The following is a 12,251-nucleotide window of genomic DNA, read 5'->3' on the forward strand; positions in this document are numbered from 1 at the left end:
CAAGAAACACATTGATGACGACCCGGACATGCGCCAAATGCGCGATTTGATGGTGACCATTGATGGCATTGCCGACAAATCGGCGCAAATGCTGTTTGCCGAGCTGGGCGACCTGCGAAAGTATTCGAATCCTCGACAAATGGTGGCGGCGGCGGGCTTAAATCCAAAGCTGGAAGAGTCTGGCCAGCTTAAGGGCCGCACCTTTATCTCGAAAATCGGATCAGCGCGACTCCGAACCGGGCTCTACATGCCAGGTCTGGTGGCGATGCAGCACAACGAAGCGATTATCGCGCTCAAAGAGCGATTGAAAGCCAACGGCAAGGCCCCCAAGCAGATCATCTGTGCAGCAATGCGCAAGCTGCTGCACATCATCTTTGGAGTGATCAAATCGGGCCAGCCCTTTGACCCGAAACTTGCGCTTGCCCGGTGAGAGTTAAGACGGTATCTACGCCGACCGAATACACCCGAGGCATTGCGGATGTACACAAATCCCGTAGGAGCTGCCGAAGGCTGCGATCTTTTGATCTTCAGGAACGACAAAGGCCACCCGAAGGTGGCCTTTGTCTGGTGTAGCGTCAGGTCAGCGCGAGGCTTACTTGATAGCCCAACCAGTCAGCTCGGACAGAGCCTTGCCGATATCTGCCAGCGAACGCACGGTTTTCACGCCTGCGTCTTCCAGGGCAGCGAACTTCTCGTCCGCAGTACCCTTGCCGCCAGAGATGATTGCGCCAGCATGGCCCATGCGCTTGCCCGCAGGAGCAGTCACACCAGCGATGTAGGAAACAACCGGCTTGGTCACGTGTGCCTTGATGTAGGCAGCCGCTTCTTCTTCAGCCGAACCGCCGATCTCACCGATCATCACGATCGCTTCGGTCTTCGGGTCTTCCTGGAACAGCTTCAGGATGTCGATGAAGTTGGAGCCCGGGATCGGGTCACCACCGATGCCGACGCAAGTCGACTGACCGAAACCGGCGTCAGTAGTCTGCTTCACAGCTTCGTAGGTCAGGGTGCCGGAACGGGAAACGATACCGACCTTGCCTGGCAAGTGAATGTGACCTGGCATGATGCCGATCTTGCATTCGCCTGGAGTGATCACGCCTGGGCAGTTAGGGCCGATCAGGATCACACCCAGTTCGTCGCACTTGACCTTGGCATCCAGCATGTCCAGGGTAGGAATGCCTTCGGTGATGCACACGATCAGCTTGATGCCGCCGAACGCTGCTTCAAGGATCGAATCCTTGCAGAAAGGAGCTGGAACGTAGATCACGCTGGCGGTGGCGCCAGTGGCTGCTACAGCTTCTTTCACAGTGTTGAAGACAGGCAGGTCCAGGTGAGTGGTGCCGCCTTTGCCTGGAGTCACGCCGCCAACCATCTTGGTGCCGTACTCGAGAGCTTGCTGGGTGTGGAAACTACCTTGCGAACCGGTAATACCCTGGCAGATAACTTTGGTGTCTTTATTGATCAGGACGCTCATTACTTGCCCTCCGCAGCTTTGACAACTTGTTGAGCAGCGTCGGTCAGGCTGGTAGCCGCGATGATGTTCAAACCGCTTTCTGCCAGTACTTTAGCGCCCAGTTCAGCGTTGTTGCCTTCAAGGCGAACAACAACCGGGATTTTCACGCCGACTTCTTTCACTGCACCGATGATGCCTTCGGCAATCATGTCGCAACGAACGATGCCGCCGAAGATGTTGACCAATACTGCGGCGACGTTAGTGTCGGACAGGATGATCTTGAACGCTTCGGTAACGCGTTCTTTGGTAGCACCGCCGCCCACGTCGAGGAAGTTGGCTGGTTTGCCGCCATGCAGATTGACGATGTCCATGGTACCCATGGCCAGGCCAGCACCGTTGACCATGCAACCGATGTTGCCTTCCAGTGCTACATAGTTCAGTTCGAACTTGGCAGCGTGCGCTTCGCGCGGATCGTCTTGCGACGGATCGTGGAAAGTCTTCAGCTTAGGCTGACGGTACATGGCGTTGGCGTCGATGTTGATCTTGGCATCGAGGCAATGCAGATCGCCGTCGGCCTTGATCACCAGCGGGTTCACTTCCAGCAGAGCCAGGTCGTGATCCTTGAACAGTTTGGCCAGACCTACGAAGATCTTGGCGAACTGAGCAACTTGCTTACCTTCCAGACCCAACTGGAAAGCCAGCTCGCGACCCTGGAATGGCTGAGCGCCAACCAGTGGATCGATAGTGGCCTTGAGGATTTTCTCAGGGGTGTCGTGAGCGATTTTCTCGATGTCCACGCCACCTTCGGTGGAAGCCATGAACACGATGCGACGGCTCGAACGGTCAACGACAGCGCCCAGGTACAGCTCTTTAGCGATATCAGTGCACGATTCAACCAGGATCTTGGTGACTGGCTGACCGTTGGCATCAGTCTGGTAAGTCACCAGACGCTTGCCCAACCACTGTTGAGCGAATGCCTTGGCGTCTTCTTTGCTGCGAACCAGCTTTACGCCGCCCGCTTTACCGCGACCACCAGCGTGCACCTGGGCTTTGACAACCCACTCGGTCCCGCCGATTTTGTCGCACGCTTCTGCTGCTGCTTCCGGGGTATCTACTGCGAAACCCTGGGATACTGGCAGGCCGTATTCAGCGAACAGCTGCTTACCCTGATACTCATGAAGATTCATGCTTATTACCGTCTTCGTTAGGTACTGCGCATTCGGTGCTGCACTCATTCAAGTGCCGCACCACCTGTGACTGCTGCTTGCGTAGCTGAGCTACGCAAGACTGCGTCCGGCTCAAGTTCCGCGGTGAGCCTTGCACACAAGACTCACGACGGGCATAGCGCCGTGGTTTCTTATTGTCTTAACGCTTCTTGCGGTTGGCGATGTGAATGGCGCCGCCATTCACTGCCAAAGCTGCTTCGTGCAAGGCTTCGGACAGGGTCGGATGGGAGAAGACCATCATGCCCAGGTCTTCGGCACTGGTGCCGAATTCCATGCCGATTGCGCCTTGCTGCACAAGCTCTGCAGCGCTCGGGCCAATCACGTGGACACCCAATACGCGGTCAGTCTTGGCATCAGCGATAACTTTTACGAAACCGCCGGTATCGTTGGCTGCCATGGCACGGCCACTGGCTGCGAACGGGAAAGTGCCGACGTTAACTTCAACGCCCTCAGCTTTCAAGGTCTGCTCGGTTTTCCCGACCCACGCGATTTCCGGGTGAGTATAAATAACCGAAGGGATCAAGTCATAGTTGATCTGGGCTTTGTGGCCCTTGATCCGCTCAACGACCATGATGCCTTCCTCGGACGCCTTGTGCGCCAGCATCATGCCGCGAACCACGTCACCGATCGCGTAAACGCCCGGAACGCTGGTGGCGCAATGATCGTCAACGAACACGAAACCGCGCTCATCGATGGTCACGCCGCTGTCGGCAGCCAACAGATCAGTGGTCACTGGACGGCGACCAACGGCTACGATCAGCTTGTCGAAAGTAATGGTCTGTTCGCCATTGGCATCGGTGTAGGTCACTACGACTTCTTCGCCGTTGACCTTGGAACCGGTTACGCGAGCGCCAAGCTTGATGTCCAGACCTTGTTTGGTCAGGGTTTTCAAGGCTTCCTTGGAAACGGCGGCGTCGGCAGCCATCAGGAAGGTGTCCAGTGCTTCCAGGACAGTCACTTCAGCGCCCAGACGGGACCATACCGAACCCAGCTCCAGACCGATCACACCCGCGCCAATGACGCCCAGACGCTTAGGCACGGTCTGGAATTCCAGAGCGCCGGTCGAATCAACGATCACGTTCTGGTCAACCGGAGCCGGTGGAATATCGATCGGGCGCGAGCCGGAAGCGAGAATCACGTTCTCGGCTTCGATCACTTCGACAGTGCCGTCAGGCTTGGTCAGTTCGACTTTCTTGCCGGCCAGCAGTTTGCCGTGGCCTTGCAGGGAAGTCACACCGTTAGCCTTGAACAGGGTGGCAACACCGGAGGTCAGGCCTTTGACGATGTTGGCCTTGCGGCCGACCATTGCGGCTACGTCCATGGTCACGCCAGCGTGATTGATACCGTGGATCGCGAAGCCGTCTTGTGCTTCATGGAACTTCCAGGAGCTGTCGAGCAGCGCCTTGGATGGAATGCAGCCGACGTTCAGGCAAGTACCGCCGAGGGCCAGTTTGCCTTCCTTGTCGGTGTATTTCTCGATGCAGGCAGTGCTGAGGCCCAGCTGCGCTGCTTTAATGGCAGCCACGTAGCCACCAGGGCCCGCGCCAATCACTACCAGGTCGAATTTCTGAGTCATGTGTCATTCCTTTTCGAATCAAACCGGACGGCCCCTTTTGAGGCCCGTCGTGGGACGAAGCTGGTCATTGCAGGAGGGCCGCTCATCACTGAACGGCCCGTGCAACGAAATCAGATATCCAGCAGCAAACGAGCCGGGTCTTCCAGCAGGTTCTTGATGGTAACCAGGAAGGTCACAGCTTCTTTGCCATCGATCAGACGGTGATCGTAGGACAGAGCCAGGTACATCATCGGACGGATGACAACCTGACCGTTGATCGCCATAGGGCGCTGCAGAATGTTGTGCATGCCCAGGATAGCCGCTTGCGGCGGGTTGACGATCGGAGTCGACATCATCGAACCGAAGGTACCACCGTTGGTGATGGTGAACGTACCACCGGTCATCTCGTCCATCGACAGTTTGCCGTCACGAGCTTTCTTGCCGAAGGTGGCGATGCCGCCTTCGATTTCAGCCAGGCTCATCAGTTCGGCGTTACGCAGAACCGGTACCACCAGACCGCGATCGCTGGACACCGCAACACCGACGTCGGCGTAACCGTGGTAAACGATGTCGGCACCGTCGATCGAGGCGTTGACCGCCGGGAAGCGTTTCAGCGCTTCGGTGGCAGCCTTCACGAAGAACGACATGAAGCCCAGGCGTACGCCGTTGTGGGACTTCTCGAACAGGTCCTTGTACTTCGAACGCAGGGCCATGACTTCGGTCATGTCGACTTCGTTGAAGGTGGTCAGCATCGCCATGTTCGACTGAGCTTCAACCAGACGCTCGGCAACCTTGGCCCGCAGACGGGTCATCGGAACGCGTTTTTCAACGCGGTCACCGGCAGCGAACACTGGAGCGGCGGCGGCAGGAGCAGTAGCCTTGGCAGGCGCGGCAGCCGGCGCGGCTTTCTTGGCAGCAACGGCAGCGACTACGTCTTCCTTGGTCACACGACCGCCTTTGCCGGTACCGGCAACGGAAGCGATGTTGATGGCGTTTTCTTCAGCCAGCTTGCGAGCAGCCGGTGCAGCAACAGGATCGTCTTCGCCAACAGCAGCGGGTGCAGCAGCTTGGGCGGCGGCTGGAGCAGCGGCAGCCGGTGCGGCAGCAGCGCCGCCGGCCTGGATAGAGCCCAGAACTTCGTCGGACAGAACGGTGTCGCCTTCGTTCTTGACGATAGCGCCCAGCACGCCGTCAGCAGTGGCCAGAACTTCCAGTACGACTTTGTCGGTTTCGATGTCGACGATCAGGTCATCACGCTTGACGGCGTCGCCCGGTTGCTTGTGCCAGGTGGCAACGGTGCCATCGGCAACCGATTCCGGGAAAGTGGGGGCTTTGATCTCGATAGCCATTATCTGTAGTTCCTTAAATTCGGTTTCAAGTGCGCGAAGGCGTTAAACGGTAAAGGCGTCTTGCAGCAGTTTTTCCTGCTGCTCAGCGTGCATCGATGCATAACCACAAGCAGGAGCAGCAGAAGCATCACGGCCCGCGTACTCGAGTACGAGCGACTTGTTGTGATTGCCAACGATGCGGCGCATGTGGTGTTGGCTGCAGTACCAGGCACCCTGGTTCATCGGCTCTTCCTGACACCAAACGATGTGTTTGAGGTTGGTGTACGGAGCCAGGACTTCATTCAAGTCGTCCTCAGGGAATGGGTACAGCTGCTCGATACGCACGACGGCGATGTCTTCACGACCTTCGGCACGGCGTTTTTCCAGCAGGTCGTAGTAGACCTTGCCGCTACAAAGAACAATGCGTTCGACCTTTTTCGGGTCCTGGGCATCGATTTCCGGAATAACGGTCTGGAACGAACCTTCCGCCAGATCTTCCAGGGTCGAGACGGCCAGTTTGTGGCGCAGCAGCGACTTCGGAGTCAGGACTATCAACGGCTTGCGCAGCGGGCGAATCACCTGACGACGCAGCAAGTGGTAGATCTGAGCCGGCGTAGTCGGCACGGCTACCTGAATGTTGTGCTCGGCGCACAGCTGCAGGTAACGCTCCAGACGAGCCGAAGAGTGCTCCGGACCCTGACCTTCATAACCGTGCGGCAGCAGCATGGTCAGACCGCAAAGACGGCCCCACTTGTGCTCACCACTGGTGATGAACTGATCGACAACCACCTGGGCACCGTTGGCGAAGTCGCCGAACTGGGCTTCCCAGATAACCAGGGCGTTTGGCTCGGTGGTCGAATAACCGTATTCGAACGCCAGAACCGCTTCTTCAGACAGCAGCGAGTCGTACAGGTCGAAACGTGGCTGACCTTTGTACAAGTTCTGCAGCGGAATGTAGCTGCCAGTGTCTTTCTGATTGTGCAGGACCGCATGACGGTGCGAGAACGTACCGCGCCCGATGTCCTGACCAGTCATGCGAATCGGGTGACCTTCGAACGCCAGGGTCGCGTACGCCATGGTTTCGGCGTAACCCCAGTTGATCGGCAGGCCGCCGGCTTGCATCTTCTGACGGTCTTCGTAGATTTTCGAAACCTGGCGCTGAACCACGAAGCCTTCCGGGATTTCCAGCAGCTTGGCGGACAGTTCCTGCAAGGTTTTCAGATCGAAACGAGTGTCGTGACGCGCGGTCCAGGCATGGCCCAGATACGGACGCCAGTCCACGAACAACTCTTTGTTCGGCTCTTTGACCAGGCTTTTTACAACATGCAGACCGTTGTCCAGCGCGTTGCGATATTCGTCGATCTTGCCCTGAACACGCTCGGCATCGGCCACACCGGACTGGATCAGGCGCTCGGCGTACAACTCGCGGGTCGTGCGCTGCTTGGCGATCTGCTGATACATCGCCGGCTGAGTACCGCTAGGTTCGTCGGCCTCGTTGTGGCCGCGACGGCGGTAGCAGACCAGGTCGATCACGATGTCGCGCTTGTACTGCATGCGGTAGTCGATGGCGAGCTGGGTCACGAACAATACGGCTTCCGGATCATCACCATTCACATGGAGGATCGGCGCCTGGATCATTTTCGCGACGTCGGTGCAGTACTCGGTGGAACGCGAGTCTTCCGGGTTGCTGATGGTGAAGCCAACCTGGTTGTTGATCACCAGATGGATCGTGCCGCCCGTCTTGAAGCCACGGGTTTGCGACATCTGGAAGGTTTCCATGACCACGCCCTGACCTGCGAAAGCAGCGTCACCGTGGATGGAGATCGGCAGAACCTTTTCACCGGTAGGGTCGTTACGACGATCCTGACGGGCACGCACCGAACCCTCGACCACTGGCGATACGATTTCCAGGTGGGAAGGGTTGAAGGCCATGGCCAGGTGAACTTCACCGCCGGCGGTCATGACGTTGGACGAGAAGCCCTGGTGATATTTGACGTCACCGGAACCCAGTTCGACCTTTTTCTTGCCTTCGAATTCGTCGAACAGATCGCGTGGGTTCTTGCCGAAAGTGTTGACCAAGACGTTCAGACGGCCACGGTGGGCCATGCCGATAACAATTTCCTTGGTGCCGTAGGAGCCCGAACGCTGAATCAACTCATCCAGCAACGGGATCAGGCTTTCACCACCTTCCAGACCGAAACGCTTGGTGCCCGGGTATTTGGTACCCAGGTATTTTTCCAGGCCTTCGGCAGCAGTCACGCGCTCGAGCAAGTGGCTCTTGATGTCCGCGGAGTACGTCGGACGGCCACGCACGCTTTCCAGACGCTGCTGGAACCACTGGCGCTGCTCGGAATCGACGATGTGGGTAAATTCAGAACCGATGGTGCGGCAATATGTCTGCTGCAACGCTTCGTGAATTTCGCGTAGGCTCGCTTCCTCTTTGCCGATGAACAGGTCGCCGGCACGGAAGGTCGTATCAAGATCGGCATTGGTCAAGCCGTAATGATTGATCGAAAGGTCTGCAGGTGCAGGACGCTTCCACAGCCCCAGCGGGTCAAGCTGGGCTGCCTGGTGGCCACGCATACGGTAGGCCTGGATCAATCGCAACACTTCAACTTGCTTCTTCTCGTGCTCACTGCTCACGCTGCCGGCGGAAACCGGTTGGGCGCGGCGCTGGTTCTTTGCCAGCAAGACGAAATGATCGCGAATTGTCGAGTGCGAAACATCGATGGCAGAGCTGCCGTCAGTCGGCAACTTCTGAAAGTAGGTGCGCCACTCTTCTGGCACAGCGTTAGGGTCGTGCAGGTAGAGCTCGTAGAGCTCTTCCACATAGGCAGCGTTACTACCAGATAGGTAGGCGCTGTTCCACATGCGCTGCATCACGCTTTCTTGCATGCTTGGTCACCCTCGGTTAGGGGAACACCACCGGCGAAGACACCGAGCAAACTTGCAGAAGTCCGAGTGCAGCGACCAAAACAAGCCACTTAGGATCACGCTGATAGTCCGGGTACCAGCCCGGATGCCCCTGCTTGTCTCATTTCTTCAAAATAAGAGCCGCAGCTTTGTGAGCTGCTGCTCAGGTTAAAACTACGGCGCCGGTTGAAGCCTGCGCCGCAGCGTCTACGGGTACAGCGGGTACAGCAGCTGAATCACACGCCGCTTTGCAGCAGCATGTTACGTATGTGACCGATGGCCTTGGTCGGGTTCAAGCCCTTCGGACAAACGTTGACGCAGTTCATGATCCCGCGGCAGCGGAATACGCTGAACGGGTCATCCAGCGAAGCCAGACGCTCGGAAGTCTGAGTGTCACGGCTGTCTGCCAGGAAGCGATAAGCTTGCAGCAGCGCAGCTGGACCCAGGAACTTGTCCGGGTTCCACCAGAAGGACGGGCAAGAGGTCGAGCAGCAAGCGCACAGGATGCACTCGTACAGACCATCGATCTTTTCGCGCTCTTCAGGGGACTGCAGACGCTCGATGGCCGGAGCCGGCGTGTCGTTCTGCAGGTATGGCTTAACTTTTTCGTACTGCTTGTAGAAGATGCTCATATCGACGACCAGGTCACGGATAACCGGCAAACCTGGCAGAGGACGAACGATCAGCTTGTTACCTTTTACGACAGCCGACAGCGGCGTGACGCACGCCAGAGCGTTTTTGCCGTTGATGTTCATGCCGTCGGAGCCGCAGACACCTTCACGGCAAGAGCGACGATAGGAGAAACCTTCGTCCTGCTCTTTGATCAGGGCCAGCACATCCAGCACCATCAGGTCTTTACCACCGGTATCGACCGAAAATTCCTGCATGAACGGCGCAGCGTCCTGATCAGGGTTGTAGCGATAAACACTGACTTTCAACATGGCGGCCACCCTTAATAAGTCCGAATCATTGGTTCAAAGGTCGGGACTGTTTTTGGCGAGAAGTTCACGGCACGCTTGGCAACGCGTTTCTCACCAGGGAAGTACAGGGTGTGGCACAACCAGTTGACGTCATCGCGATCTTCGAAGTCTTCACGGGCGTGAGCGCCGCGGGACTCTTTACGGATCTCTGCGGCGATGGCGGTAGCTTCGGCCACTTCCAGCAGGTTTTGCAGTTCCAGGGCTTCGATACGAGCGGTGTTGAACGCCTGGCTCTTGTCGTTGATCTTGACGTTGGCGATACGGCCACGCAGATCCGCCAGCTGAGCAATACCCTTCTGCATGTATTCGCCGGTACGGAATACACCGAAGTAGTTCTGCATGCAGCTTTGCAGCTCTTTACGCAGGGTCGCTACGTCTTCGCCTTCGGTACGCGAGTTCAGGCCATCGAGACGTGCCAGGGCAGCGTCGATGTCGGACTGGCGAGCGCGAGTGTAATCAACGCCTTCCTTCAGGGTCTGTTCCAGGAACAGGCCGGCGGCACGACCGAACACTACCAGGTCGAGCAACGAGTTACCGCCCAGACGGTTGGCACCGTGAACCGATACGCAAGCCACTTCGCCTACAGCGAACAGACCCGGGATGATCTGGTCAACGCCGTCGGCGTCCTGAGTGATCGCCTGGCCATGAATGTTGGTGGGAACGCCACCCATCATATAGTGGCAGGTAGGAACCACTGGAACCGGAGCAACAACCGGGTCAACGTGAGCGAAGGTCTTCGACAGTTCGCAGATGCCTGGCAGACGGCTGTGCAGCACTTCTTCACCGAGGTGATCAAGTTTCAGCAGAACGTGGTCGCCATCCGGACCACAGCCGTTACCGGCAATGATCTCTTTAACCATGGAGCGGGCTACCACGTCACGACCGGCAAGGTCTTTGGCGTTCGGAGCATAACGCTCCATGAAACGCTCGCCGTGCTTGTTGATCAGGTAACCGCCTTCACCGCGGCAGCCTTCGGTAACCAGTACACCGGCGCCGGCGATGCCGGTCGGGTGGAACTGCCACATCTCGATGTCTTGTACCGGCACGCCAGCACGCAGAGCCATGCCGACGCCGTCACCGGTGTTGATCAGGGCATTGGTGGTGGACGAGTAGATACGGCCTGCACCGCCGGTCGCCAATACAGTAGCGTTGGCGCGGATGTACGAGGTTTCACCGGTTTCAATGCAGATCACGATCATGCCGACAAAGGCACCATCTTCGTTCTTCACCAGGTCGACGCCATAGTACTCATTGAGGAATACGGTGCCAGCCTTGAGGTTGGCCTGATACAGAGTGTGCAACAGCGCGTGACCGGTACGGTCGGCTGCAGCGCAGGTACGGGCGGCCTGGCCACCTTTACCGAAGTCCTTGGACTGACCGCCGAATGGACGCTGGTAGATGCGGCCCTGTTCGGTACGGGAGAACGGCAGACCCATGTGTTCCAGTTCGAAGACCGCTTCCGGGCCTACGGAACACATGTATTCGATAGCGTCCTGGTCACCGATGTAGTCGGAACCCTTGACGGTATCGTACATGTGCCAGCGCCAGTCATCGTTTGGATCGGCGGAGGCGATGGCGCAAGTGATGCCACCCTGGGCCGAAACGGTGTGGGAACGGGTCGGGAACACCTTGGTGACCACGGCAGTCTTGTGACCGCCTTGGGCCAGTTGCAGCGCAGCGCGCATGCCAGCACCGCCGCCGCCAATGATGATGGCGTCGAATGCGAGTGTATTAACTGTGTTAGCCATGAATCAGATACCCCAAAGAATCTGCACACCCCAGACGAAGTAAGCGAACATCGCGACGCCGCATACAGCCTGGAAGAGGAAACGTACTGCAGTCGCGGACTTGCCCAGCGCCATCGGCGTCAGGTAGTCGGTCGCGATGGTCCACATGCCGACCCAGGCGTGAGCGCCCAGGGCTACAAGGGCCAGCAGACTGAAGATACGCATTCCATTGTTTGCGAACAGGCCGTGCCATTGGGCGTAGCCAATGCCGGGGTTCGCAATGAGGTATCCGATCAGGAAAATGAAATAAGCCGCGAGAACGACCGCAGACACACGCTGCGCCATCCAGTCATAGAGGCCCGAACGCGACAGGTTCGTAACGCTGGTTACCATATCCAAACTCCCGCCAGAACGATCATCACCACGGAAATGGCGATAACGATTTTCGAGCCCAGCGTGCCGCCTTCCAGCGTCTCGCCGATGCCCATGTCCATCAACAAATGGCGTACACCGGCCACCAGGTGATACAGCAAGGCGGATAGCAGGCCCCATGCCACGAACTTGGCCAGCGGACTGGTCAAGCATTCTTTCACCTCGGCGTAACCTTCCTCGGAACCCAGGGATTTGCCCAATGCATAAAGCATGAAGCCAAGGCCCAGGAAGAGGATGATGCCGGATACACGGTGAAGAAATGACGTAACGCCGGTGATGGGGAGTTTGATGGTCCTTAGGTCTAGGTTTACAGGTCGTTGGCTATTCACGGCTTTTTTTTCACACTGAAGAGCCCCTAACAATCAGGGCAAAGTTGTTGGGGAGTGCACTGGTCAGGTAACCACCACCCAGGGAGTGCGACCCCCATCAAAACGGGCCCAAAAGCCCCCGGCGGTCGGAGGCCGAGTATAGACAGTTAGGTCACTAATGACAACGCAATCGCCTTCCCCTAATAGCTCATTGCGTTAGTTGAATAAAAGGCGTAAATGGCGGGTAATTTCGAGGAAAAAGTCTGGTTAAAGCCTTCTGGAGCAAGACTTTAGGCAAATTGACATTCAAATTTATCTCACTATAGTGG

Annotated in this window: 10 protein-coding genes; 1 reads left to right on the forward strand and 9 read right to left on the reverse strand. The window is 57.4% G+C overall.

The genetic code is table 11. The features are described 5' to 3' along the window. A partial coding sequence (locus tag F8N85_RS14535; protein WP_191636183.1) for a transposase occupies nt 1–430 on the forward strand: 430 nt, incomplete at its 5' end. Nucleotides 431–592: 162 nt separating this feature from the next. On the opposite strand, the gene sucD is transcribed toward F8N85_RS14535, so the two are convergent. From sucD to sdhC, 9 genes are all read right to left on the reverse strand, one after another. Further along, a complete protein-coding gene (gene sucD, locus F8N85_RS14540) occupies nt 593–1,474 on the reverse strand; it encodes a succinate--CoA ligase subunit alpha (RefSeq protein ID WP_150804261.1) in 882 nt (293 codons plus the stop codon). After that, on the reverse strand, nt 1,474–2,640 hold the full coding sequence (gene sucC, locus F8N85_RS14545) for an ADP-forming succinate--CoA ligase subunit beta (protein WP_008148602.1): 1,167 nt from the start codon (nt 2,638–2,640) through the stop codon (nt 1,474–1,476). Before sucC ends, sucD begins: the two co-directional genes overlap by 1 nt. A gap of 178 nt (nt 2,641–2,818) precedes the next feature. Continuing rightward, entirely contained in the window at nt 2,819–4,255 is a 1,437-nt protein-coding gene (gene lpdA / locus F8N85_RS14550; RefSeq protein ID WP_150804262.1) for a dihydrolipoyl dehydrogenase, read from the reverse strand. Nucleotides 4,256–4,365: 110 nt separating this feature from the next. Then, the gene (gene odhB / locus F8N85_RS14555) at nt 4,366–5,583 is read right to left on the reverse strand and encodes a 2-oxoglutarate dehydrogenase complex dihydrolipoyllysine-residue succinyltransferase (RefSeq protein WP_150804263.1); all 1,218 of its coding nucleotides are present in this window, start codon (nt 5,581–5,583) and stop codon (nt 4,366–4,368) included. A gap of 42 nt (nt 5,584–5,625) precedes the next feature. Continuing rightward, the gene (locus tag F8N85_RS14560; protein WP_150804264.1) at nt 5,626–8,457 is read right to left on the reverse strand and encodes a 2-oxoglutarate dehydrogenase E1 component; all 2,832 of its coding nucleotides are present in this window, start codon (nt 8,455–8,457) and stop codon (nt 5,626–5,628) included. Nucleotides 8,458–8,711: 254 nt separating this feature from the next. Continuing rightward, nucleotides 8,712–9,416 (reverse strand): succinate dehydrogenase iron-sulfur subunit, encoded by a 705-nt coding sequence (locus tag F8N85_RS14565; RefSeq protein ID WP_150804265.1) that lies wholly within the window; start codon nt 9,414–9,416, stop codon nt 8,712–8,714. An 11-nt stretch (nt 9,417–9,427) separates the two neighbouring features. Continuing rightward, nucleotides 9,428–11,203 (reverse strand): succinate dehydrogenase flavoprotein subunit, encoded by a 1,776-nt coding sequence (gene sdhA / locus F8N85_RS14570; RefSeq protein ID WP_150804266.1) that lies wholly within the window; start codon nt 11,201–11,203, stop codon nt 9,428–9,430. Nucleotides 11,204–11,206: 3 nt separating this feature from the next. Next, on the reverse strand, nt 11,207–11,575 hold the full coding sequence (sdhD, locus tag F8N85_RS14575; protein WP_095110633.1) for a succinate dehydrogenase, hydrophobic membrane anchor protein: 369 nt from the start codon (nt 11,573–11,575) through the stop codon (nt 11,207–11,209). After that, nucleotides 11,569–11,943 carry a succinate dehydrogenase, cytochrome b556 subunit gene (gene sdhC, locus F8N85_RS14580; RefSeq protein ID WP_150804267.1) on the reverse strand — a complete coding sequence of 125 codons (375 nt, stop codon included), beginning with the start codon at nt 11,941–11,943 and terminating at the stop codon, nt 11,569–11,571. The genes sdhD and sdhC overlap by 7 nt, the downstream gene beginning before the upstream one ends. Nucleotides 11,944–12,251: the final 308 nt, after the last annotated feature.

It is taken from the genome of Pseudomonas fluorescens (assembly GCF_902497875.1).
In the GTDB taxonomy this organism is placed as follows: domain Bacteria; phylum Pseudomonadota; class Gammaproteobacteria; order Pseudomonadales; family Pseudomonadaceae; genus Aquipseudomonas; species Aquipseudomonas fluorescens_BR.